19 protein-coding genes are annotated in these 24,327 nt (G+C 38.7%); 1 reads left to right on the top strand and 18 read right to left on the bottom strand.

From position 1 onward, the window contains the following. Positions 1 to 57: 57 nt before the first annotated feature. From I6F54_RS01520 to I6F54_RS01435, 18 genes are all read right to left on the bottom strand, one after another. Positions 58 to 1,947, bottom strand: a complete 1,890-nt coding sequence (locus I6F54_RS01520; protein ID WP_231616970.1) for a putative bifunctional diguanylate cyclase/phosphodiesterase — start codon at positions 1,945 to 1,947, stop codon at positions 58 to 60. A 336-nt stretch (positions 1,948 to 2,283) separates the two neighbouring features. After that, the gene (gene asd / locus I6F54_RS01515; RefSeq protein WP_197139421.1) at positions 2,284 to 3,423 is read right to left on the bottom strand and encodes an aspartate-semialdehyde dehydrogenase; all 1,140 of its coding nucleotides are present in this window, start codon (positions 3,421 to 3,423) and stop codon (positions 2,284 to 2,286) included. A 210-nt stretch (positions 3,424 to 3,633) separates the two neighbouring features. Next, the gene (locus I6F54_RS01510; protein WP_197139420.1) at positions 3,634 to 6,351 is read right to left on the bottom strand and encodes a TonB-dependent receptor plug domain-containing protein; all 2,718 of its coding nucleotides are present in this window, start codon (positions 6,349 to 6,351) and stop codon (positions 3,634 to 3,636) included. Between the two features lie 97 nt (positions 6,352 to 6,448). Then, the gene (locus I6F54_RS01505; protein ID WP_166420855.1) at positions 6,449 to 8,050 is read right to left on the bottom strand and encodes a hypothetical protein; all 1,602 of its coding nucleotides are present in this window, start codon (positions 8,048 to 8,050) and stop codon (positions 6,449 to 6,451) included. A 298-nt stretch (positions 8,051 to 8,348) separates the two neighbouring features. Next, positions 8,349 to 9,677, bottom strand: a complete 1,329-nt coding sequence (locus I6F54_RS01500) for a tetratricopeptide repeat protein (protein WP_197139464.1) — start codon at positions 9,675 to 9,677, stop codon at positions 8,349 to 8,351. A gap of 69 nt (positions 9,678 to 9,746) precedes the next feature. Further along, complete coding sequence (locus tag I6F54_RS01495; protein WP_197139463.1) at positions 9,747 to 10,352, bottom strand: energy transducer TonB; 606 nt, start codon at positions 10,350 to 10,352, stop codon at positions 9,747 to 9,749. 12 nt (positions 10,353 to 10,364) lie between these two features. Next, positions 10,365 to 10,778, bottom strand: coding sequence for an ExbD/TolR family protein (locus I6F54_RS01490; protein WP_197139419.1), 414 nt, complete (start codon positions 10,776 to 10,778; stop codon positions 10,365 to 10,367). Between the two features lie 53 nt (positions 10,779 to 10,831). Beyond that, entirely contained in the window at positions 10,832 to 11,359 is a 528-nt protein-coding gene (locus I6F54_RS01485) for a MotA/TolQ/ExbB proton channel family protein (RefSeq protein ID WP_024593980.1), read from the bottom strand. Between the two features lie 3 nt (positions 11,360 to 11,362). Next, positions 11,363 to 12,730, bottom strand: a complete 1,368-nt coding sequence (locus I6F54_RS01480; RefSeq protein WP_165741237.1) for a MotA/TolQ/ExbB proton channel family protein — start codon at positions 12,728 to 12,730, stop codon at positions 11,363 to 11,365. 10 nt (positions 12,731 to 12,740) lie between these two features. After that, positions 12,741 to 13,493, bottom strand: coding sequence for a DUF3450 domain-containing protein (locus tag I6F54_RS01475; protein WP_008169959.1), 753 nt, complete (start codon positions 13,491 to 13,493; stop codon positions 12,741 to 12,743). A gap of 241 nt (positions 13,494 to 13,734) precedes the next feature. Then, positions 13,735 to 14,349 carry a DsbA family protein gene (locus I6F54_RS01470; RefSeq protein ID WP_165741236.1) on the bottom strand — a complete coding sequence of 205 codons (615 nt, stop codon included), beginning with the start codon at positions 14,347 to 14,349 and terminating at the stop codon, positions 13,735 to 13,737. A 13-nt stretch (positions 14,350 to 14,362) separates the two neighbouring features. Then, on the bottom strand, positions 14,363 to 15,445 hold the full coding sequence (locus tag I6F54_RS01465; RefSeq protein WP_197139418.1) for a GGDEF domain-containing protein: 1,083 nt from the start codon (positions 15,443 to 15,445) through the stop codon (positions 14,363 to 14,365). A gap of 5 nt (positions 15,446 to 15,450) precedes the next feature. Then, the gene (locus I6F54_RS01460) at positions 15,451 to 17,340 is read right to left on the bottom strand and encodes a methyl-accepting chemotaxis protein (protein ID WP_197139417.1); all 1,890 of its coding nucleotides are present in this window, start codon (positions 17,338 to 17,340) and stop codon (positions 15,451 to 15,453) included. A 257-nt stretch (positions 17,341 to 17,597) separates the two neighbouring features. Next, positions 17,598 to 18,854 carry a sugar MFS transporter gene (locus I6F54_RS01455; RefSeq protein WP_197139416.1) on the bottom strand — a complete coding sequence of 419 codons (1,257 nt, stop codon included), beginning with the start codon at positions 18,852 to 18,854 and terminating at the stop codon, positions 17,598 to 17,600. Between the two features lie 85 nt (positions 18,855 to 18,939). Further along, entirely contained in the window at positions 18,940 to 19,833 is an 894-nt protein-coding gene (locus I6F54_RS01450) for a substrate-binding periplasmic protein (protein ID WP_197139415.1), read from the bottom strand. A gap of 70 nt (positions 19,834 to 19,903) precedes the next feature. Beyond that, entirely contained in the window at positions 19,904 to 20,422 is a 519-nt protein-coding gene (locus tag I6F54_RS01445; RefSeq protein WP_165727973.1) for an RNA methyltransferase, read from the bottom strand. Then, entirely contained in the window at positions 20,422 to 20,934 is a 513-nt protein-coding gene (locus I6F54_RS01440) for a YcgN family cysteine cluster protein (protein WP_165727974.1), read from the bottom strand. The genes I6F54_RS01445 and I6F54_RS01440 overlap by 1 nt, the downstream gene beginning before the upstream one ends. A gap of 97 nt (positions 20,935 to 21,031) precedes the next feature. Continuing rightward, on the bottom strand, positions 21,032 to 22,873 hold the full coding sequence (locus I6F54_RS01435) for a DUF885 domain-containing protein (protein ID WP_197139414.1): 1,842 nt from the start codon (positions 22,871 to 22,873) through the stop codon (positions 21,032 to 21,034). 154 nt (positions 22,874 to 23,027) lie between these two features. Between I6F54_RS01435 and I6F54_RS01430 the strand changes: the two genes are divergently transcribed. Beyond that, a complete protein-coding gene (locus I6F54_RS01430; RefSeq protein WP_197139413.1) occupies positions 23,028 to 24,305 on the top strand; it encodes a Xaa-Pro dipeptidase in 1,278 nt (425 codons plus the stop codon). Positions 24,306 to 24,327: the final 22 nt, after the last annotated feature.

The following is a 24,327-nucleotide window of genomic DNA, read 5'->3' as shown; positions in this document are numbered from 1 at the left end:
CGGCACGCTTAAATCGAACCTAGATAAAACAAACTTTGAGTCTAAAAAGTCAGCGTTCTAACTAATAAGTTTAAGCGCATCGGCAAATCTAACTGGTTTACTGAATATAAAGCCTTGGTATTTATCAATTTGTAAACTTTGTAATAACGTTAACTGAGCTGTGTTTTCTACGCCCTCCGCTATTACTTGGCAACCAATCATGTGCGACATGTTAGTTACCGCAGATACAATACTTTTATCTTTTGAGCATTCACAAATATTATCAATGTAAGATTTATCTATTTTAATATAATCAACTGATAGCTCTTTTAAAACTGATATAGAAGAAAAACCAGTACCAAAATCATCAATAGAGATACGTACACCGGTATTTTTTATGGCCGTAATCACTTTTGACAAATACGGTAAATTTTTAATCATCACTGTTTCTGTTATTTCTAAATGGACATTGTATGGTTTAACTGCGTATCTATTTAAAAGCCCAACCAAAAATTCTAAAAAGTTATGGTTTTCTAGTTGCAACACCGACACATTAATAGACAGTCCAATATTACTATTTACCGCATTTAACTTACTTAGGCTCGCAATAGCTTGCTCAAGTACAAACTCACCTAATATATTAATTTTTCCATATCGCTCAGCAATATCTATAAATTCTGAAGGCGGAATAAATTCATCATTAAATTGCCAACGAAGTAGTACTTCAAACGTTGTTATTTCATTTGTAGTTATATCAACAATAGGTTGATAACACAGATGAAAGTCACCTTTATCTACGCATTCTTTAATAGAGCTACGAAGTACTTCTTCTCTTTTAAGCGATTCGTGCATCCGCTCGTCAAATACCGATATTTCGTTACGGCTTTTCTTACCTTCATACATAGCCACATCAGCATATTTAATCGCGTCTTCAAGAACAAAATTTTCGCGCGTAAAATACAGCCCAACCTTAAAAGAGGGATTTACTTGATAGCTATCCATACTCACTGTTTTCGTTAAAGTTTTAACTAATCTAAAAACACAGTCAAAAAGCTCGTCTTCGGTGTTACTACGAGAATAAAAAATAAACTCATCCCCTCCCCACCTACACGCAATAAAGTCGCCTTGGGTTTGTGTTTCAACTAATCGTTTACCTGTTTGGGCTAATACAAAGTCACCAAAATCGTGACCGTATTTATCGTTGATGATTTTAAAGTCATCCATATCTAAAAATAAAACAGCTTTAATATCATCACTTTGATTGGCTAAATCAAGTTCAACATTAGAAACAAAACTTCCCCTGTTAAACAATTTAGTTAGATTGTCTTTTTGCTCTAAAAGGATTATTTGTTCAGTACGAACTTGCACTTCATTTTCTAAGTTTTCAATGAATTGATCTAACTTAAGTTCGTTATTAATAGATGACTTTACATCTTTTGCACTGCGTATAGCCGTTACAAAACACAATATAAACCATAAAACGAGTCCTAAAACACCTAATACATTTTCATCTTCTATTGGCTGTAAAAGTAATAAAATACTAAATGGAACCAACAAGCAGGTTATGTACGACAGTGATGAGCGAATATCAGAGGCTAAAACATTAACACCGCCACCAGCTAGGGAGCTAAAAACAACCAGAGAGACAAATTTCTCCTGTATTCCCATGTTTTCATAAAACAAAATCGGGAAAGCAGCCCACGTTAAAGCTGTTAATAATAAACCAATAAAATACAACTGATATTTAAAAGGGTGTGTTTTGTTAACAAATACATGACTAACTATTCGAAGTAACGAAATAAGCGTTAGCGTAAAAAACCAGTAAAGTTTTTCTTGAGAGGCACTGTGATTAATACTGCTAAAAATAAGAAAACAAGAAACAACCGTATTTATAGCGATTGCAGAAATAAAATAAGAGCTAACAAATGCTAACCGCTTATTGGCAAAATTATTTATGTGAGAAGTCATTAATGTTACTTGAATAGGCTGTTGCACAGTGTAAACAGTTTACTTAAGTTCAATAATAAACAACAGTGAACATTCATAAAAAAGTATTGTTTAAGCCTCTTAAGCGGTTTTATAAGCCATTAAACGAAAAAGGGTTAGCAATTTGCCAACCCTTTTTGTTAATACTGATTATATATTATACCAACTCGCTTAATTAAGAGATCTATTTTGAGAGAAGAAAATCGTGTCGATAACAAAGCAAAAATTTCGTTATTTAGTTGTTCAAAATCAGAAATTTTTAACGTAGTTAGTGTCAGTTAACCCCTCAAATTGATCAAGTATTATTGCGAATTGGTATTACTCACCATCAACAATAATGCGTAGCATACGACGAAGTGGCTCTGCCGCTCCCCATAAAAGCTGATCGCCTACTGTAAATGCACTAATGTACTTTGGCCCCATCGCTAATTTACGAATACGGCCAACAGGAATGCTTAAAGTGCCTGTTACTTTAACGGGTGTTAAATCAGTCGCACTAATATCGCGCTCGTTCGGAATAACTTTAACCCACTCGTTGTGAGACGCTAAAATTTCTTCAATTTTTTCTACGCTTATATCTTCACGTAATTTAATGGTCATTGCTTGAGAGTGACAACGCATAGCGCCAATACGCACACATAAACCGTCAATTGGCACTGGTTGCTTTGAAGAACCTAAAATTTTATTGGCTTCTACTTGCGCTTTCCATTCTTCTTTAGATTGACCACTTGGTATAGGCACGTCAATCCACGGGATCAAGCTACCGGCAAGTGGCACACCAAATTGGTCTTGTGGTAAATCTTTTGATGCCATTGTTTCGCTTACTATTTTATCAATTTCTAAAATAGCAGAGCTTGGGTTATCTAGTTTATCTGCAACACTTGCATGAATAGCACCCATTTGTGCAATAAGCTCTTTCATATTACGCGCACCGGCGCCCGATGCTGCTTGGTAAGTCATTGGGCTTACCCATTCAATTAGGTCTTGCTCAAATAAACCGCCTAATGCAAGTAGCATTAGCGATACTGTACAGTTACCGCCCACAAATGTTTTAACGCCTTGCGCTAAGCCTTGTTCAATTACATCTTTGTTTACAGGATCAAGCACTATTATGCTGTCCTCACTCATACGCAGTGCTGAAGCTGCATCAATCCAGTAACCATCCCAACCCGACTCTCGAAGTTTTGGATATACCGCATTGGTGTAGTCACCGCCTTGGCAAGTAACAATAATATCCATTTTAGCAAGTTCGCTAATGTCACTTGCATCTAGTAATGGTTTTGCGTCGCCTGCTATATCTGGGCCTAGTTGACCCGCTTGTGAGGTGGTGAAAAAGGTGGTGTCGATATGGGCAAAATCACTTTGCTGCTGCATACGTTCTAATAACACTGAGCCAACCATGCCTCGCCAACCGACTAATCCTACTTTTTTCATTGTTTGTTCCACTGTTTGATTCATAAAAGATGCCTTAATACATTAAAAATTAAAATTCATTGCGTGAGATTTAATTTTTATTAACGTCAAAATAACACCACCAGCGCGCTAAAACTAGTGAATAAAGTAGAACTCAAATTTTTTTCATAGTCATAAAAAAACCCTGTATTAAATACAGGGTTAGCGGTGGATTTATTCACCCCCTTACGAGGGGGATAACAATAAAATAAACGCTTAAAACTCGTAGCTGTAACTTAAGTCAAAGGTAATGCCCTGCTCTTTAGAGCGAACAATAATATCTGATTGGGTTACTTCTTGATCTTCATCGAGTAAGTTTTTAACTTTAAATTTAACTTTAGAATTAAAATCAGGGTAGTACGTGTAAACTAAATCAAGTGAATGAAATGGTTGCTCGTAAGCATCGTCACGATTAGCCACACCTGCTGCTAAAATACGCTCACCAAACACGTTATAAACAAGTGAGCTACTGTGCATACCATCAAGTGAATCGTAATTAAGTTGTAAGTTAACTACATATTGAGAGTGACCTGTCATACGCTTTTTAGGGTTAGTTAACGTACCAGCAAGTGCAGGATCGATAGACGCCTCAGAATCACTTATCGTAATGTTACCACTGGTAAATAAACCTTCTGCAGCAAACGTTAGGTCCTGAAGCCATTCAGCCTCAATACCGTAAACCTCGGCAGTTTCACCATTAATAAATGACGCAGAGTAATCTTCATCACCAATATTTAGCACAGTTTCGATAGGCGCAGTTATGTCTTTATAAAAGGCAGCTAAACTAAATGAATTACCTGCTTGCCCGTAATATTCATAACGCAGGTCATAGTTTTTAATGGGACTACTTTTTATACCTGTACGGCCAAATGTTCTGATATCAGTTAACGGGTCATAATAAGTTACCGGTACAACTTCACGAAAGTCAGGTCGAACAACCGTTTCGCCATAACCTAAACGAATTTGATAATCGTCACTGCCTACGTAAGTAACTGACAATGCAGGATACCAATCATCTGTGACGATAGAGCCCGCTTCAATTTTTTCAGGATCGTAAAAAGTATTTAAGTCTTGCTGATCAAAAATAAGGCTAGATGTACCAATGGATGTTTGCTTAAACTCTTCATAACGAATACCACCACTGACTCTTATCCATTGATCGTAAAAAACATCAAACGACGCATAGCCGGCATCAACTTTTTGAGCGGCAATGTAATCGTCGGCGTCAGGCGCTGTAGGCTCATTAAAATCAACTAAAATGGCGTTATTATTAATGAAGTCGTCAGTTAAAAAGCCACTGTTATTAAGTGGATCAGCACTTCCATCATTAATTGAAATACCCGAGCCACCACTGTTATTAATAGCAAAACTTGAGGTATTAAATAGTCGTGCCCTATCAGAGAAATCGTAACCAAACTTAAACTCAACTTCCATCGCGTCAAAAGACAGTGGTAATGTAAGGTTACCGCCGTAGGACTTAACGCGCTCTTGCATATTTGTGTACGACATAATTACGCGGTTATCATCGCCGGTTATAGTAGAACCCGCATAGCTGCCATCGTTATTATAACTATCACGAAATTCAAAATCCGCACTGGTAGGAATATCTGTCGTTGCTTTAGCTTCAGTGTATTGCCAATCAGCGCCTATTCCCATGTAATCTAAAAAGGTATGTTGACCAATAAATTGAGTAATATTTAACTGGCGCTCTTCGTAATTAAACGCATGGTTACGATTTGCAACGCCATCGCCTGCAATACTAAACGTAGAGCTACCTGCAGGGCTTTGCGAAATAGCAATTTCTGATTCGTCTTCATTATCGATAATATAAAGCTGTTGAGCTGAAATACTATGTGTACCAAGCCTATAAGAAAGGCTAAGCGATCCGTTATAACTTTGCGTCTCAGTGGTTACCTGTGAATTTTTGACTGTGTTGTAGCACGAGTTAGATACATCATCTGCTGTGGCAAGCGATGTTGTACAATCAATTGAACCATCCTGGTTTTTAAGATCTTGAGTGATTACAGAGCTAAAACGCTCTTCAAAATCCCACTCATTTTTATATGCACCAGCCAGTAAAAAGCCAAATTTCCCGCCAAAGTAAGACTCTTCAAAGCTATCGCCATAATGCGCTTTAACATTATAACGAGGGTCTAACGACTCATCTTTTAGCTCATACCCACGTGGCAGTGACTTTAACAATGTATTGTTAATCGCTGTCGCTTGCTCAGCGCGGGTTTGCTCAGCATCAACAAAACCTTCACGACTTACTATATTACCAATACCAAAGTTACCACGGTATTGTGAAATCGCATTGTTTAAAGCCTCTGGGATACCCTCTTCATTACGATTATACGTAAATCCATCGCCTGATGCCGTATCGTATCCTACGCCTACTTCAAATCCTGCTGTAAATTCACTAGGCGCTGTTTTAGTTCTTATATCAATATTACCGCCACCAAACGCAGCGGGCATATCTGGCGAATACGCTTTTTGAACAGCCATACTCTCAATAATACTGGCAGGAAATATATCTAATGGAATTACATTACGTGTTAAATCAGGGCTTGGAATATAAGCCCCATTTAATCGAGCACTTGAATAACGCTCGCCTAAACCGCGTACGTAAATAAACTTACCATCTACTAACGTCAAGCCTGTTACTCGCCTAAGTGCAGATGCAGCATCGCTATCGCCTGTACGTGCTAATTGTTCAGAACCTAAAATATCGGCAACAAACGCTTGGTTTTTACGCTCTTCAACAACAGCGGCTGCGCTGCCTTGTAAGCGCGTACCTACAGCAACAACTTCTTCTATTTCTTGTGAATTAGTAAACTGTTCATCCGATTGGGCGGCAATAAGACTTGTAGACTGTGCAGCTAAGCCTAAGCCAATTGCCCAAGTAATTTGATTGAGTCTATGTTTTTTAGACATGAGATAATCCTAATCAGGTTATACAAAAGAGGCGCCTTACGCTTAATATACAAGCCACAAAGCGCCTTTAATTAGAGGTTATAAATGCAATACTTAGTTAGTCAGCATTGGCTGCTGTAACAGCCGCTTGAACCCATTTATACCAGCTAGAATCTGTATCCTGATCCGATACTGCACCAATATAGTTAACGTTTTCAAAGAATGAATCTGTTGCACTTAAATCAGTGGCCGTAACCGTTACTTCGCTAGCTGCTGTGTTAGTTGCAAAACCATTATCAGCAAGAAGCACTACGTCATCAGTTAGAATTTGATTAGCAGCGCCATTTTCAAACCATGCTGTTTTGGTTTGACCTTCTAATGGTCCACTTGCAAAGGTATCTGTATCAGTAAAGTTTGCAGAGCACGCCATTACAGAACTTGTAAATGAAATTTTGTCAGCTTGCTTTTCGCCGTCACCAGAGAATTGAATACACTGTGTATTTGTCGCGTTTTTCTTAATAATAACGGCGTTGTAAATACTTGAATTGAACTGATCATCAAACTTGTATGCTTGTGAAGGGTCATCATCGCGCACAGAGTTGCCATCAGTCGTAATTACAGTAACGTTTGCAACCGTCGGGTTAGAGGGAGATACTTGCTCAGAAGATGCACCTTTAACGCCATCAGATTCAAAGCCATTGTTACCCATGTTTACAACTGTGCCGTCGTTTAACGTTACAGTACCGTGCTGGATAAATAAGTATTGAGCTTTACCCTGCCAACCAGCATCAAAGTCAAATGAATCATCTTGTGTATCTGTTACTGCAACATGTTTAAGCGTTGTAGCACCACCAAAAATTTCGATACCATCATCAAAACCTTGGTGAATATGTAAATAATCAAACTCAGAACCAGAACCTACAGCATTAAGTGTTAAAGAGTTTAAATCGTCGCCTTCACCACCAACACGTGGACCCGAACCCGCATACCAAATTTTAGCCCATTTAATATTGCCACTAGAATCTGCATTATTGTTACCACCAAAGTAACTTGTAATACCTTCTGAAGCGACGTTACATGTAGCGCCACCGCGTTCTGCATCGGTACATTGGTCAGTAATGCCGTTACCATTAATAATAATACCGCCCCAGTCAGCGTAACGTGCACCTTCGCCAGCGGTATCAAAGCGGTCAAACGCATTCGCTGATGTAAATACAACAGGCTTGTCTTGCGTACCTACAGCTTGAATTTTTGCACCGCGTGCAACGCGTAAAATAGCTTCACCTGAACCAAAAGCTAACACCGCACCAGGCTCAACGGTCATCGTTGGACCATTCGCTGGAATTTCAAAACCATCAACCGTGCTGCCGTCTTCGCCAATTTGTAGGGCATCATCAAAAACGTGAACACCGCCGCCTGGCAATTCTTTAAACGTAATGTTATTTGTAATCGAAATTGTTTTGCTAGCAAATGAGTCGTTATATAAACAGTCAATTCCGCTAACGACACCCGTTACCGTACCGGCATCTGATTCATAGCTTGCACATTCAGCGTCTTCATCAGCCGTTGAACCCGCTGTATTATTTGAATTATTAACACTGTTATCTGTTGTAGAGCTGTTATCGTTTACAGTTGGTGTAATTTCGATATCGCCGCCACAGCCAGCTAGAGTCATTGCAGTTGCTACTAGGCTGACCTTGAATAAATCAGATAATTTCATTGTTCACTCCGTTAAAGTATTTAATTATTTTGTTAGCGTATTAAGTAAAAACTTAAGTCACTTTAAAGCACGATACTCATGCATTAAGGTGACTTGAGTTATCGAATGCAGGTAAGATACTGTAGTGATATGACAAAGTAGTTACAGTTTGATAACCGTAAGATGACAATGTTAACTTTCATAAAATCAATTGGTTACTTTTTATAGCAACAAAAAAACCGCCATGAGGCGGTTTGGTATTGCGATTATGAAATGGCTTTATAATTCCTACTTATACGTGCGCAGGAATTATTGAAATTTACAGTAAGGCTGTTCTAAGTGTTTCTGCATGCACTTTCTCGCGCTTTACATATTTAATCCATTGTTGTGCTAAACGCTGTGATTTTTTATGTTTTTCGGCTTGTTCGAACGCTAAAATAGAGGCATCAAAATTTTGTAAGTTGTACTGAGCCATACCCAAGGCTACAAATGCATTTGATTCAAAATCAAGTGAGCCTTTATCAAGTGCTTTACGCGCTGCGTCGGCCGCTTCTTCATATTGCTCAGTATTAACATAGACTTCAGCTAAGCGTTGATCATACTTACCACTGGGTGATAAATCGGCTGCTTTTACAAAGTATTTTATTGATTTTTCGTCTTCTTTTGCTTGGATCATCGCCTCAGCTACAAAGGCATAGTTTTTAGCGTTTTGCTCTGCGATACCTTTTTCAATCGCATCGCTCATAACGTCTGCGGCTTTAAATGCTAAGCCGTTATATAAATACACTTGCGCTAATTGGCGCAAATCAGACTTTGAGGTTAAAAAACCTTGCTGATAAGCCGCTTCAATTACGGCTAACTGTTGCTTTTCTTGCCCTGTTTCACCATACATACCCGATAACTGCACCCAATACTCAGGCTTGTTATAAAGTTTTACTAAGCGCTCAAGTACAGCAACTACTTTACCTGTTTGATTAAGTGAGTAGTACATGGCACGTTGTAGCACTAACCAATTCTCTTTAGGCGCTTTACCTTCATTATCGCTCAGTGCAATAACCTGAGATATATACTCAAGCCCTTTCTCATAATCTTTTAACTGATAATAAGTTTGGGCTCTTAACAAATAATAAGCTTCTGTTTTAGGCTTAGTGTTAATAGTGTCCCAGTCATCTAAAAATGCGATAACTTTAGTGTAATCACTATTAGCCATAGCTAGTTGCGCTAAACTAAAGGTAGTACTTAAACGAAGCGACTCAGGAATGGCTTCCTCTGCTACGACCTTTTCAAACGAAGCTATCGCTTTTGGTAAATCGTTTTCGTTGTAATAAATAAACCCATAAAAATTATGCATCATCGCAATTTCGTACGAGTTCATGCTTGAAGCTCGCTCTTGAATGCTATCAAGCGCTTCAAGGCCTGTTTTAACATCGCCATCATCAGCGAGTTTTTGTGCACGTGCGAGTTGGCTGTAGACCTTTTCGCGAAGCGCTGGTACACGTTTTGTTTTTTGCTCTTGTTCTGCATATGCCGTAGCTACATTTAGCCCTGGTATCAGGCTTAGAGCACTTGGTGTAACAATACTTGTACTGATCGCAGCGGTACAAAATAGTGTTAATTTTAAAAATTTAGCTGTAGGGCTTAATTTCATAACAGATTTAATAAATAGTTTCATAATCGCCTCGCATTACTGTCCGTATACTCGTGGTTAATTACTAAATTAACCGCTGATTTGGAAAGATATTTTGTTCTGAACACCCGCCACTTCAACGGCTTCACCGTTTACTACGCGGGGTTTATATTTAAATTTAAGGGCTGCATCCATCGCGGCTCTATCAAAGAGTGACTCAGGCTCTGCTTTTATTACTTGTGGGTCGCGTACAGTGCCTTGTTTAGTTACTATAAATTCAACAATAACGTAGCCTTCGATACCTCGCGATAATGCGCGACGAGGATAAACAGGCGCCACTTTAACAATGGGTAAATACTCACCATCACTTGTTTCAAGTGCTAACCCGCCGGCTAAATTTACATCCGCATCAACGTTTGCACCAAAGTCAAAGTTGTTAGCATTAGCTGTAGCATCACTATTTTGCATTTGCGGTGATTCCATTGGTGGTGGCGGCTCTTTTGGTGTTGGTGGCTTTTGTGGCTTACGCTCTTTTTTTTGTACGGTTTCTTCTTTTTTCAAGCGAACAAAATCAAGTACGTTACCCTTTACCGGATCCGTCATAGCGCCTTCACCGCCAGTGATCAGTGCCTGCATGCCTAAAAACAACATAAAGGTCACTACACCGGCTATCACTAATGCAACTAAATATCGCAACATAACTAGCCCTTAAGACGCATCTTGTGCGGCAATTGATACATCAAATGCGCCCGCCGCGCGCGAGGCATCCATCACCTTTATTAACATTTCGGTAGTGGCTTTTTTATCCGCTTGAATCACAACGCTACCTTGTGGATTTTCTGCTTTTAAACGCTCGATATTGGCTTGTACTGCGCGTACATCAATTTGACGTTTATTAATCCAAATTTCACCTGTACCTGAAATCGCGACAAGGATATTTGCACGCTCTTTTTTCACAGCAGTTGCGGCTTCTGGGCGGTTAACATCAATACCGGCTTCTTTAACAAAAGAGGCAGTTACAATAAAGAAAATAAGCATGATAAATACAACGTCTAGCATTGGGGTCATGTTTATTTCTTCAGCTTCATCTTCTTGAAATAGGTTTCCTAACGGGGCTCTCATTTTTATTCTCCTAGAATGAGCGACTTTATAGAAGCCGCTTATCAAAATTTTGCTTAATGGTCTAAAACCATGCTGTCTTGTAGTAGTTCTACTTCGCGCTTAGCTTTTCGTTGTAAATACGTTGAGGCAAATACCCCAGATAACGCACCTACCATGCCTGCCATTGTCGGGATAGTTGCTTTAGATACCCCTGATGCCATTGAACGGGCACTCCCTGTGCCGGTAATTGCCATTACATCAAACACTTCTATCATGCCCGTTACAGTGCCTAACAAACCAAGTAGTGGGCACAAGGCAACCATCACATTAATCAAAGAAAGATTGGTGTTTAAGCGCATACCTGCTCGCGATATCATCGCTTCGCGTATTTGCTCTGCGTTCCAACTATTACGTTCTGCACGGTTAATCCAATCGGTTTTCACACCCTGTTTATAGCTTCGAAAACCGTTGAAAAAGTAAATAAATCGCTCGAGTATCAATAACCACATCGCGAAGATTAACACCCCGATGACCAAGAGAACCTGGCCACCAGTGTCGAGAAAATCACGGATAGCATTGATTGAGTCAATCAATAGCACCATGGTTTATGCTCCCTTCTCGCTACGCTCTGCGATAATACCGGCGCTCTGCTCTTGAATAGTTAGCAAGATATTTTTAGCGCGCGTATTAAGTAAGGTGTATAAAAATACCGTCGGAATTGCCACAACTAAGCCAAGTACCGTTGTTACGAGTGCTTGAGAAATACCACCCGCCATAAGCTTAGGATCCCCAGTACCAAACAAGGTGATTGCTTGAAATGTATTGATCATGCCTGTTACCGTACCTAATAAACCTAACAGCGGTGCAACAACAGAGATAATTTTGATAAGTGTTAGGTTACGTGTCACTTTTGGCATTTCACGTAAAATAGCTTCACTTAATTTAAGCTCAAGTGTGTCGTGTGAAACACTCGGAAATTGATCTTTTACTTTCATTACACGTCCAAGCGGATTGTCATCACGTGCAACAGTATCTTTAAGTTGACGGCGAATTTTACCGCCCATAATCAATAATGAGAAAAAACGCTCTAGTGATATAAGTAGTGCAATAACACCCACACCTAAAATCACATAACCAACAGTGCCACCTTGATGAACACGCTCTTGGGTATCGGGTGCTTGTACTAATAAACCAAGAATAGAGCCGCCTGTTGGGTCAAGTGCGAATTGCACCACACCGCTTTTAGTACTTTGAAGATCGTCTGCCGTTGCGGTAAAGCGCGATACGGGTTGGCGAGTTAATTCACTCAATGAATTAGTCGAGGAATTAAACTCTAAGTACTTACCGTTTGATATAAGGTTAAATGCACCCACTCGCACAACTTCTTGCTGTGCTTTAGTACCGCCTTCAACAATGACACTTGCGTTAAAACGACTTACTTTGCCTTGCTCGGTCATTTCGCGCTGTAGTTCAAACCATACTTTTTCAATATCTTCTATTGAAGCAAGTTTTGAAGTTGAACCCATTTTTTGAGCAAGGTCATCCATAAACGTACTACGCCCAGCAATCTGGGAAGATATAATTGATGTCGCAAACTTATTACTAGAATCACCTGCTACTTGCTGTAACACGCCAAACAATTCTTTAAGGGAACCCATTCGTTTAGAAAGCGTGTCTGTTAAGTTAGCAAGTTTAACTTCGTTTTCTTCAAACTGCGTTTCTAAGCGCTCAGATTCCACCAGCATTTGATTACGCTTTGTTTGGGTATTTTTAAGCGTTTGTACTTGCTCGTTTTGACGAGCAGTAAACTCTTGTTCGCGCTGCTTATTTTGCTCGCTTTGAGCTGATTGACCATTTTCGAGCGTTTTAAGTAATGAATCTAGGTTCATTGGCTCTGCCGCTATACTTGCACCAGTAATGCTTAGGCTTGCAGCAAAAAGAGCTATTTTTGTCATTTGAGTAAACAATTTCATTTTTAACCTCTTATTCTGCTGCATGTACTGGCAGAGTTAACATATCTGGGGCAAGTTGCTTACGCGCAATACGTAAGCCTTTATTAATTTGGCTTATTGTAGAGTCTGGTAATGCTTCAAATGATTTTGTATCTGCATTCCAACTACCTGCTTTTTTACCATCGCGTGTTAAGTAAATAAGCTCTAAACGGCCAATGCGTAAAAAATCGACTTCACGCTCTTTGTCATCCACGTTTAAAAGTGCGGTATAGGCTTCAATAGTGCGCCCGTAGTCTACTTCTACTTGATAGGCTTCGAGTACACGGCGAAATTTTTCACTTGAATTGATATCTGCACGATTCATCATTTCATTTAAAGATGTAACACGCTTAGTGCGCTCATCAGCTAAAAATGGAATATCTAAAGATACAAACTGCTCAAGGCCTTCAATCATTCTAAGCATTAGCGGCGTAATTTGACGTTCAATAATAGAAACCTGATCCATAGACAGGTTTAAAGATTCCATCTCTTCTACTTGATTATTTAACTGTTTAGTTAGCTGAGCGTTGTAAACAGCTAAACCATCAATTTCTTTATTGAGGGTTTTAAATTGCTGTAAACGTCCTTGCATTGAATCTGCAATCTTGTCTATTTTTGTTTGTGATTGCGCAGCTGATTTATTAATTTCACTGCTTTTATCAATAACCTTATCTAAATCGTTTGCGTGTACTGCTGCACTTGCGGCCACAATACCAGCTAAGATTAATGGTTTAACGCCTTTCATCGCATACACCTTTACTCGTTAGTTAGCGGATTTGCTAGTTTGTTTTTTTAGGTCATAAACTTTGTTATATAAATAATTTATGACTTAATAATTTCAATGAGCAGGAGTTTATAGATGAAACATGACAAGGATGTTGCGCAAAAAAGTCGATTTTATGACAGTGGTAATAATTAAGACTTACGAGGGGGTTTTTAAGATGATAAGAGCATTTGTTAGCCAAATGCCCTATAAACAGGCTGGATTATTTTAAAATTGAATTAATTTGATTAAGGGAATAATGCCAATCGGTGTAATTTATTTCAATTGGGTATGCTTTATTACCTTTAATAAGCACTAGTGAGGGAAAACCTTGGATTGGTAGTGTACGAACAAAGGATAACTCAGCTTTAAATTCATCATTAAGCTCGCTTGACGTTAGCTGCACGGTAAACTCATTTTTATCTAAGCCAATCTTTTCAGCCAAACTAATTAATGTACTTTCATCTGACGGGTTTTGCGCATTTAGGTAATAAGCATTTTGAATTGCAGCCACCATTTGAGCTTCTTTATCCGCTTTACGCGCTATAAGTGCGGCTCTACATGCGGGATACGTTGAACGCCTTGGCTGGCAATTGCGCCAAAAATCATAATTAAATTGAGTGCCTAGCTGCGCTGAAATTTTATGCCAAGTCCCCTCAAGCATCTCTTTCATATTTTGTGGCATTGGGTCTTGGCTATCGGGTGCTAGGCCACCTACTCTATATTCTATTGCCACTTTACCAGCAAGCTCTGATTTTAGCTTAAGCCAGGTTGGTGAGTAACCCCAACACCAACTACACATTGGGTCATGAACATATATTAATTTACTTTGAGACATATTAATCCTTCAACTAGTTCGAGACGACACTATTACGACCAGCAGCCTTTGCACTATAAAGAGCTTCATCAGCTTGTTTTAACGAATCATCATAATCAGTTACTTTATTTACTTGGGAAATACCAATGCTACAGGTGATTGAAATACGCTGCTTGTCATCAGTAAATATAACGTGCCCTGCAACAGCCTCTCGAAATTTGTTTGCTATTACAGTGGCTGTAGCAACAGTAACCTGCGGTAAAATAACAACAAACTCCTCACCGCCATAACGGGCCTTTAACGCAGTTGCCAAAAACTGAGATTCAAGGAGCTTGGTAAATTCAATCAATACCGTATCACCAAAATCGTGACCATGCGTATCATTTAAAGATTTGAAGTTATCTAAATCAATTAACAAAATTGAAAAAGGTAAGTACTGCTCTCGGCGTGCTTGGGCAAGCTTTAAAAAATGAGAGGTAATAAAACGTCTGTTTGCTATACCAGTAAGGGGGTCGGTATAAGCATCTTGTTTTTGCTCTAGCGTAATATCGGCAATAGCCATGTGGCTTTTATACCTAAAATACTCACCAATAAATGAGAATAAAAACACCATAGAAAAGGACGCTATAAATCGTGTTTTTTCTACGTCGCCATAGCTAACTTGACCAAGATCAGGGCCGTATAAAATAACAATACAAGAAAACAGTAAAGTAAAACCTAACCAAGCACCTAATCTGACCCCTAAAGATGCAAACGTCACTACAGGATAAAACATAAGCCAATATAGCGCGGTGTTATCTTTACCACCGGTATAAACAAGTGCAACAAACATCATGCACACAATGCTCATACTTATTAATGCCACTACTTGAAGATTACCCGTTCTTATAAAGTAGATAGAACAGCTTATATTTGTAATGTTAACGATAATTAATGAAGCAGTGAGTATCGGTGAGTAAATCTTATAATTCAAAAACACTAATACAGCAATCACCACAATTGATATCCCAATCATGGTAAATAAAGAAAACGCTTTGCGTTGCATGTCTGAGCTATAAACACTGTCGATATTTATTAGACTGAGCCAGTTTGGTTTATTTACATTTTTTTTAGTCATTAATTTTATACTTTAAACTTTTGAACTATATTTTCTAAAGCACTAAACTGCTGTTTTAGTTTGGTACATTCGTTAAGTGTGTCATTTAAGTTAGCCTTGCCTTGTATAGAAAGCGCACTAATTGTTTGAATATCAGTATCTAATAACTTAACAACTTGGTTTTGCTCATCGGTTGCACTGGCTACAGAATGATTTGCATCGTTAATTTGCTTAATAGCTTGTATAACATGACTCATTAAATTGCCGACGGCATCTGCTTGTTGTACGCTTTTTTCACTGTCTTGAAGGCTTGTTTTCATAAGCTCTACAGCAAGGTTTGAGCCTTTTTGTAACTGGCTCACCGTATCTTCAATTTCTTGCGTTGATTGTTGAGTGCGGTGTGCTAATTGGCGTACTTCATCTGCTACAACGGCAAAACCGCGTCCTGCCTCTCCTGCTCTAGCGGCTTCTATTGCTGCATTTAGTGCCAATAGATTAGTTTGCTCGCTTACACCTTTAATAACTTCAAGCACTTGCCCAATACTGGCTGTGTGCGTATTTAAACTATTTATAGTTTGCTGAGCTTTCTCCATATTAGCTGAAAGCTGGTGGATGGTTGTAACACTGTGACTTAATGCTTCTTGGTTTTGTGTTGAGTGCTCATCTGCATTTTTAGCAAGCTGAGATGCACTCTCTGCATTATTTGAAATATCCATTGATGTAGCTGAAAACTGGTTAATAGCCGCTGCAACACTATCGGTTCGTTTACTTTGATCATCATACATAGACAGCGATGAATGTGTTTGTGATACCAAGCTCTCAATTGCTGTATCTAATTGCTCTGTGGACTCTTTTACTTGCTCTATTGAATGCTGAATTTTTTCGATAAAAATATTAAATGAATGGCTTAAGTCGCCAAACTCATCATCATTTTCAACGGTTAAGCGCCTTGTTAAATCGCCTTCGCCTTGTGCTATATCTTTAATGGCATCGTTTAAACGGTTCATAGGCTGCATTAAATAGCGTAATAAAAGCTGCATCATAATAATGATAGTAATGATCCCTATCACCATAAAAACGGCCGCAGTTTGGCCAAAGGTCGATACACTCATATATGCTCTATCTTTATCGATAACAACACCTAGGTACCAATCTACGTTTTCAATACCACTAATTTTTGTAAACGAAATAAGCTTAGACTCACCGTTTATCTCGTATTGGGTAAACTCACTTTGCAAGGGCGTATTAGTACCAAAAATGTCTGATGTATTTTTTAAGTTTAACTTAGCATTAGGATGGCTTAACACTTGACCTTTGTTATCGAGTAAAAAACCATAACCGAGACCTAAAAAATCAATATCGTTAATAATTTTAGTAACTGTTTGCATATCAATATCGGCACCTGCAACGCCGCTAAACTGGCCATTTTGTAGCATGGGTACTACCGCTGAAATTGTAAGCTCGTTAGTTGTTACATCAATATAGGGAGTTGTAAAAGCGGTATTTGATTTGTTTTCGACTAATTTATACCAAGGGCGAGAGGTCGCATCAAAATCAGCAGGTAAAACAACTGATTGATCGTTTAATATAAACGTGCCGCTGGATTTACCTATATACGTATTTTTAAAGCTTCCGGCAAGCTCTGCAGTATTTAATTGTGAAAGGGTGAGTACTTTAGAATCATTAGCTTTATGGGTTTTAGCAATTGATATAACAATCGCCAACTTTGCATTTAACCAACTCGCTATATTTTGTGAAACAGATTCGGAATTTTGTTGTAATACTAGGCTTAACTGCTGCTCGGTTTGCTTGCGCATCGCAATGTAGTTATTAAAAGTAAATAACCCTAGCACCAAAACCAAAATTAAAGAGGCTGCAATAGTCACTTTGGAAGTAAATTTCAACGAGTTAAGCATATACATCCTTTTTATTATTTATCTTTATTATCCATACAGTTTTAGCAAAAATTTAGCTAAATGTCCTAATAAATAAGGCTTGTGACTAGGTTATTAGATAAAAATAAGGATAAAGGATTAAAAAACAAATGGCTGTAGGGGGTAACTGACTAATATTGAAATAAATTGTGACTCGTATTAATTACTTATGGAACGTTCCTATTAAATGTGGCTTTATAAGTGACTGAATACGTATTCAGTCACTCTTGTATAGTCTGTTATTTCCACTTATTTGCTAAGCGAACAACATTTAATCCGTACCATGCAATAAATACATAACATAGCATTGGAACAAAAAAGCTTTGCTGTATATTTACTGTGTCAGCTATAAACCCTTGCAGTAATGGTACAAGTGCACCACCTACAATAGCTAAGCACAACCAACCAGAACCCTTACTGGTCAATGATCCTAGTCGCTCGATTGCAACTGAAAATATAGTCGGGAACATAATTGAGTTAAATAAACCAATTGCCAATACTGAATATAAAGCGACGTCACCTTGAGTAAAAATGGTGATCAGCAATAGCGAAATAATACTAAATGCATTAAATGCGATCGCCTTAGAAGGCGCTATTTTTTGTAATAATACAGAGCCAATAAAACGCCCTACCATTGCCCCGCCCCAGTAATAACTAATAAGTGCAGCCGCAGTATGCTCTTCAAGTCCTGCTATGTGCGCCTCACCAAAGTAGTTAACTAAAAAGCTGCCAATGGCAACCTCCCCACCTACATAACAAAATATAGCAAGTACACCCATAGTTAAGTGCGGTGCTTGAGTTAATGAACGAGATTCTACTGCAGCATTATTTTCCTCTTTATGGGCTTCAATTTCTGGAAGCTTTATAAAGGCAAATATAATAGCGATAAGTAATAAGGCACCAGCAAGCATTAAATAAGGCACTTTTACAGACTCAGCAGTTGCTGCAGAAGCAGCAAGACTACCTGCTGTACCAAAAAATAATAAACCACCTACATAAGGCCCAACGGTAGTACCAAGCGCATTAAGTGCTTGTGCCAAATTTAAACGAGAAGAAGCTGTTTTTTCGCTCCCAAGAGCTGCAACATAAGGATTGGCAGAAACCTGAAGCACCGTTACACCAGCGGCAAGTACAAATAAAGCGCTCAAAAATAGCCAGTACTCATGTACTACAACAGCAGGATAAAACAACATACAGCCAATTGAAGCCACAATTAAACCAGTTAAAATCCCTTTTTTATAACCAAACTGCTTAACTAAAATCCCCGCAGGGATAGAAACAATAAAATAAGCACCAAAAAAGCAAAACTGTACTAGCATCGCTTCAAAAAAGCTTAAATCAAATACGCCTTTTAATCGTGGTATTAGTACATCGTTTAAAACAGTAATAAAACCCCATAAAAAAAATAGGGTCGTCATTGCAGTCAGTGGAAACAGATAATTTTTATTAGGCTGTTCGTTGACCGCGAATGATTGATTTGTATTTATTTCACTCACGTCGTTTTCACTCCATTAACAAGTTGAAAACGATTCTACATGTTTATATATAAATTAGTCAGTGCAACAAAGGAACGTTCCAATTTTATGGTTTGCATTGAGTATTTGTCGTATTGATAATACGGTCTATCTCGCCACTATTATGAAACTGATAAAGCCCTTCGTTTATATCCTCTAATACTAAAAGCCAGTTAGGTGTAAGCTTACTAATGGCAAAATATAAAGGGTTGTATTGCAAAGGGGTGTTTTCTTTTTCAATGGATGAAAGCAAGGTGTTTTTTTCAGATTTACTCAAAGAGGAGTAATAAACTGAGAACTTTAAAACGTCGGGATCGCCTATAATCAAATCAACACGCTTAGCAACCAGTAGCTGAACAAGCTGTAAATCATCAACAGAGGTAATAATTTCAAACTCATTATTATCCATCATGGCATCAAACTCAGGTGTGTTTTGATACCCACGAACAACCCCAATTTTTTGCCCTTTAAGCGATTTTAAGTTTCCAGTGAAACGATCCTTATCACCTTTTCGTTTTAAAAATGCAATTTCGCCACCTTTAAACGAATTAGATAAACCAAGTAATTCTCGACGTGTTTTACCATTAACATAATCGGAGGGGGCTGTATCTTCTATAAAGTATTCAGGCATTAATATATCAGCTTTGCCTAGTTCTACATTTCGTACAGCTCTTGCCCAAGGCAAAAATTCAATATATACGCTGTAGCCCTTACTATTTAATAAGGCAATAGAAAACTGATAAACCCATCCTTTATTACATAAATTACTACCAATATAAGGAGGCCAGTCGAGAGTAGCTAGATGAAGTATTTGCTTGGGAGTTTTCGCTTCATAGAGCACTCCTGATTTGTGATGATGCCCATTTAAAACATGTTGAATACCATTTTGATAATATTCAACTGACGTTTCTGCAAAACAATTACTACTTGTCAGTAATAATATAAAATAAAACCAGCGCATGTAAAAATCTATTTATGATTAATCATGTTTTTAAGTTTAGTTACAACTAAACCTTTTGCACTGATAAACCTTAATCAGATGCTTTTTCCCATTTCATTTTATTATTTGTATCGCGCGAGCTTATAATTGTTGTATCGCTGCTCTCAACGCCGCCTAATTTAGCTAAGCGGTCGTACAAAACCACATTACAAGTAGCCGCTAAGTTCATGCAGCCAATAGTGGGAATATAAACAACCTCATCGCACCACTTTAAAACATCTTTTGGGATTGAGCCGTCTTCAGGACCAAATATATAAAATGCGTTTTCAGGGTGTTTAAACTCAGGTAAAGGCGTTGCACCTTCAATAAGTTCAATAACAACAACGGTTGCACCCTCTGGCTTTACTACTTCTAAACTATCAGTTTCGGTAAGCGGGATACGCTCAAGTACATTTTTTGTGTCGGTATGAAATTTCTTGGCGTTTAAATAACGATTACCAGTAAAAAAAACCTGTTTAGCGTCGTAACACCCTGCAGCACGCAATACGCCACCAACATTAGTCGGGCTTTTAGGATTAATTAAACCAATTACCGCTTGTTGTTTGCTCATTAATCAGCGTCCTTTGTTGGCCACTCTGCAATGTATAAATCAAAGTCGTCTAGTTTCACATCACAATCTTTTACTGTTTTATCTTTTACAGAAATCCCTAACTCGTGCATTTTTGTTTTATCGCCATTATTTAATAACGGATGCCAAGAAGCCAAGCCACGCCCTTCGTGTAAACGGCGGTAACTGCAACTTTGCGGCATAAAAAAGATGTCTTTGAGGTTTTCTTTTGTGAGTTTTACACAAGAAGGAACAAGCGTTTGGCGGTTTTCGTACTCGCTACAACCACAGGTGTTGTTATCAAGATACTGACACACAATATTAGTAAATATTAACTGCTCACCTTCACGTAACTGATCGGTGGCGGTAAATTCGTCTTCATCTTCGCTATCAATAAACGTATTTAAACAACATTTTCCGCATCCATCACAAATGGCTTCCCATTCGTTTTGACTCATGTCGCTTAAGCTTTTTTTAAGCCAAAATTGTGTATTTGCTAATTGTTGATCAAACATAGTTTACTCGTGCCCCCTAAAGAGCGCGCATTCTACCGTATTGCTGCAAATGGCGCAAAGCCAATACCCTTTCAAAGTACTGGCTTTGCGCTAAAAATTAGCTTTGAGATTTAACCCAACGCTTAATTTTTTCCTCTAGTATTGGCATTGGTAATGCGCCATCAATTAATATTTGCGTGTGAAACGCTTTAATATCAAATTTATCGCCGAGTTCTTTTTTAGAAAAATCACGTAATTCTTGAATTTTAAATTGCCCTAACTTGTAAGAAAGCGCTTGGCCTGGCCATGCTATATAGCGCTCTACTTCAGCAATTACATCACTTTTAGCCATAGACGAATTTGCAAGCATGTAGTCTATACCTTGTTGACGCGTCCACCCTTTTGCATGAAAACCAGTATCAAGCACTAAACGCATTGCACGTAATTGCTCGTCTGATAAACGTCCGTACCACATATAAGGGTCGGTAAATAAGCCTAGCTCTTTGCCTAAACTTTCTGCGTAAAGTGCCCAACCTTCGGCAAATACGGTGTAACCACCAAATTTGCGAAAGTCAGGTAAGCCGTCTATTTCTTGTTGCAAAGCTATTTGAAAGTGATGTCCTGGCGCTGCTTCATGAATCGATAAGGTTTCGAGTAAAAATTTCGGCTGTGCTTTTAAGTTATACGTATTGATATAAAAAATGCCTGGGCGAGAGCCATCAGGTGCAGGAGATGCATACGACGCACCTGCAGCCGACTGCGCTCTGTAAGCTTCAACCGCTTTTACAACGTAAAGTGCTTTTGGTGCTATGTTAAAAAGCAGAGGCAAACGCGCATCTATTTTTTTCTTAACGTTTTCATATGCCGCAATTAGCTCCTCAGGCGTATTATAGTAAAACTCGTCTGAATTACGTAAGTGGTCAAAAAATTCAGATAACTCGCCTTTAAAGCCTACGGTTTCCTTTACTTTTTTCATTTCGCTTAAAATGCGCGACACTTCACTTAAACCAATCTCATGAATTTCGTCTGCAGATAAGCTAAGCGTCGTGTTTTTCTTAATTTGGTATTCGTACCATGCTTTACCGTTTGGTAAATCACTATAACCAACGCTCTCACGGCTATTAGGAATATACTGATTAGCTAAAAAGTCACTCATGCTTTTATAAGCCGGTAGTAAGTGCTGCATAATCAGTTCGCGATACTGCGCTGTAATTTTTTGCTTTTGCTGTGCGCTAAACGAGTCTGGTAATTTTTTAATTGGTCCCCAAAATAGTGAGTCTTCAGCATTTTTAACTACATGAGCTGCAAATTGTGGCTGCAGTTTTTCAGCAAGTGGTTTTGGTAACGTAATACCTAGTTTAATGCCTTGTGCCATTGAGCGCTCTACACTAGCTAGCCACTTTACAAAACCTTCGCTGCGCGACATAAAAGCAGTGTAATCTTCAACTGTATTAAACGGCTGAGCACTTTGACCTGAACCAAAACCTGCAAAGGTGTTATGCGCACCCGCCATTTGGTTAATTGGTAGTAAATAATCAGGAAACTGCATGCCCTCTAATTTTAGTGCAAGGTCACGCTCTAATATTTCAAAGCTTAAAAGCGACTGCCCTGTTAACTGTGCTTTATCTATAAAGTTTAATCGCTGTTGATATTTTTTATAAAAAGCCGCTTTTTTTGCTCTATTTTCTTTTGAGATTTCTGGCGTAAATTGATCGTTAAACTCGTTACGGCCACTATACGTTGCGCTTATAGGGCTATATGTAAGCGATTCATCGTAATACTGTGCAACAAGTACATCGAGCTGTTGCTCTGCCGAAAGCTCTGAAACAATACCTGCCGATGCGTTAACGGTGTTTAGCTGCGCACTGGTGTTAGTGTGTGTACTAAGCTCAGTATTCATACAGCCACTTAAAGCAAACATAACGCCACTGGCAACTAATGCTAATTTAATTGATTTCATGATAATCCTTTTTAATATCGTTGTTCAATTATGCGCATTAAACCGTGCTTAATAAAGAAATTACGATAGATTGCATTCATCGTATTAAATTTGCACTTTTATCTGGGCTTGTTACATTTCTATTAATTCAAATATGATTTAAAAGAAAAATAAAATGAAAAAACGACTACTCAGTACCTCTATTGCCTTACTTTGCTTAACCACTTTTAATGCCCATGCCGTTACTTACTTATCGGCTAAAGCCATGGTTGATGTTGAAGATGGCAAGCTCATTAAATCCCCCTTAATTACTATTAATGATGGCGTAATTACAAACATTGAACAAAATAAAAAACCAACGCTGACTAAAGATGATAAATATATTCAACTACCTGATTTAACCCTTATGCCAGGTTTGATGGATATGCATGTGCATTTAACAAGCGATCCGACAGTGCCGCGCAGTGAACGTTTAGGCCAATCGGTACCGCGTATGGCGATTAAAGCGGCTCATTTTGCTAAAAGAACCTTAGAAGCCGGATTTACAACTGTACGTAATGTTGGCGCAGAAGGTTACAGCGTTATAGCGGTGCGTGACGGCATAAATGCGGGTGACATAGTTGGCCCTCGTATTTGGGCTGCGGGGCCATCACTCGGAATTACCGGCGGGCACTGTGATAACAACCGATTACCTCCTGAGCTTAAATATACTTCAAGTGGCGTCGCAGACGGTCCATGGGCTGCGCGTATAAAAGTACGCGAAAATATTAAATACGGGGCAAACGCTATTAAGTTTTGCGCCACAGGTGGAGTATTTTCAAAAGGGACTAAAGTAGGTGCACAGCAGTATTCTTTTGAAGAAATGAAAGCCATTGTTGATGAAGCCCATATGCGAGATTTACCTGTTGCAGCTCATGCACACGGTACAAGCGGGATTAAAACAGCCATTAAAGCAGGTGTTGATAGCGTAGAGCACGCCAGCTTTTTAGATGACGAAGCCATAGCCCTTGCCAAAGAGCATGGAACTTGGCTTTCTATGGATATTTATAACACCGAATACACGCTAACTTATGGCGAGCAAAATGGCGTAGACGAAGAAAATCTAAATAAAGAACGCCAAGTATCAAAAAGGCAACGTGATAGCTTTAGCCGTGCTGTAAAAGCGGGTGTGAAAATGGTCTTTGGAACGGATGCAGCAATTTACCCGCACGGAGATAATGCAAAACAGTTTAGCCGCATGGTTGAATTTGGCATGACAGAACTACAAGCCATTCAAGCATCCACTATTAATAGCGCTAAGTTATTAAAAATGGATACTCAGTTAGGACAAATTAAAACCGGATTTGCTGCTGATATAATTGCTGTAAAAGCAAACCCTCTTAAAAACATTAAAACCTTAGAGTCAGTACCCTTCTTAATGAAAGCAGGTGTTGTTTATAAAAACCAATTGTAAATACACGCTATTAAGGCTGAGC

The sequence above is a fragment of the Pseudoalteromonas sp. SWXJZ10B genome, assembly GCF_015864475.1.
In the GTDB taxonomy this organism is placed as follows: domain Bacteria; phylum Pseudomonadota; class Gammaproteobacteria; order Enterobacterales; family Alteromonadaceae; genus Pseudoalteromonas; species Pseudoalteromonas arctica.
Note: the sequence above shows the minus strand (reverse complement) of the source record. Positions and strands in the feature narration are given on the sequence as shown.

Bases quoted from the DNA above. Each gene is read 5' to 3' on its own strand.
- asd (WP_197139421.1), bottom strand. From the start codon at position 3,423: ATGAATCAAACAGTGGAACAAACAATGAAAAAAGTAGGATTAGTCGGT.
- I6F54_RS01440 (WP_165727974.1), bottom strand. From the start codon at position 20,934: ATGTTTGATCAACAATTAGCAAATACACAATTTTGGCTTAAAAAAAGC.
- I6F54_RS01485 (WP_024593980.1), bottom strand. From the start codon at position 11,359: ATGGTGCTATTGATTGACTCAATCAATGCTATCCGTGATTTTCTCGAC.
- I6F54_RS01470 (WP_165741236.1), bottom strand. From the start codon at position 14,349: ATGTCTCAAAGTAAATTAATATATGTTCATGACCCAATGTGTAGTTGG.
- I6F54_RS01490 (WP_197139419.1), bottom strand. From the start codon at position 10,778: ATGAGAGCCCCGTTAGGAAACCTATTTCAAGAAGATGAAGCTGAAGAA.
- I6F54_RS01465 (WP_197139418.1), bottom strand. From the start codon at position 15,445: ATGACTAAAAAAAATGTAAATAAACCAAACTGGCTCAGTCTAATAAAT.
- I6F54_RS01445 (WP_165727973.1), bottom strand. From the start codon at position 20,422: ATGAGCAAACAACAAGCGGTAATTGGTTTAATTAATCCTAAAAGCCCG.
- I6F54_RS01460 (WP_197139417.1), bottom strand. From the start codon at position 17,340: ATGCTTAACTCGTTGAAATTTACTTCCAAAGTGACTATTGCAGCCTCT.
- I6F54_RS01430 (WP_197139413.1), top strand. From the start codon at position 23,028: ATGAAAAAACGACTACTCAGTACCTCTATTGCCTTACTTTGCTTAACC.
- I6F54_RS01450 (WP_197139415.1), bottom strand. From the start codon at position 19,833: ATGCGCTGGTTTTATTTTATATTATTACTGACAAGTAGTAATTGTTTT.
- I6F54_RS01480 (WP_165741237.1), bottom strand. From the start codon at position 12,730: ATGAAATTGTTTACTCAAATGACAAAAATAGCTCTTTTTGCTGCAAGC.
- I6F54_RS01510 (WP_197139420.1), bottom strand. From the start codon at position 6,351: ATGTCTAAAAAACATAGACTCAATCAAATTACTTGGGCAATTGGCTTA.
- I6F54_RS01500 (WP_197139464.1), bottom strand. From the start codon at position 9,677: ATGAAATTAAGCCCTACAGCTAAATTTTTAAAATTAACACTATTTTGT.
- I6F54_RS01475 (WP_008169959.1), bottom strand. From the start codon at position 13,493: ATGAAAGGCGTTAAACCATTAATCTTAGCTGGTATTGTGGCCGCAAGT.
- I6F54_RS01435 (WP_197139414.1), bottom strand. From the start codon at position 22,873: ATGAAATCAATTAAATTAGCATTAGTTGCCAGTGGCGTTATGTTTGCT.
- I6F54_RS01505 (WP_166420855.1), bottom strand. From the start codon at position 8,050: ATGAAATTATCTGATTTATTCAAGGTCAGCCTAGTAGCAACTGCAATG.
- I6F54_RS01520 (WP_231616970.1), bottom strand. From the start codon at position 1,947: ATGACTTCTCACATAAATAATTTTGCCAATAAGCGGTTAGCATTTGTT.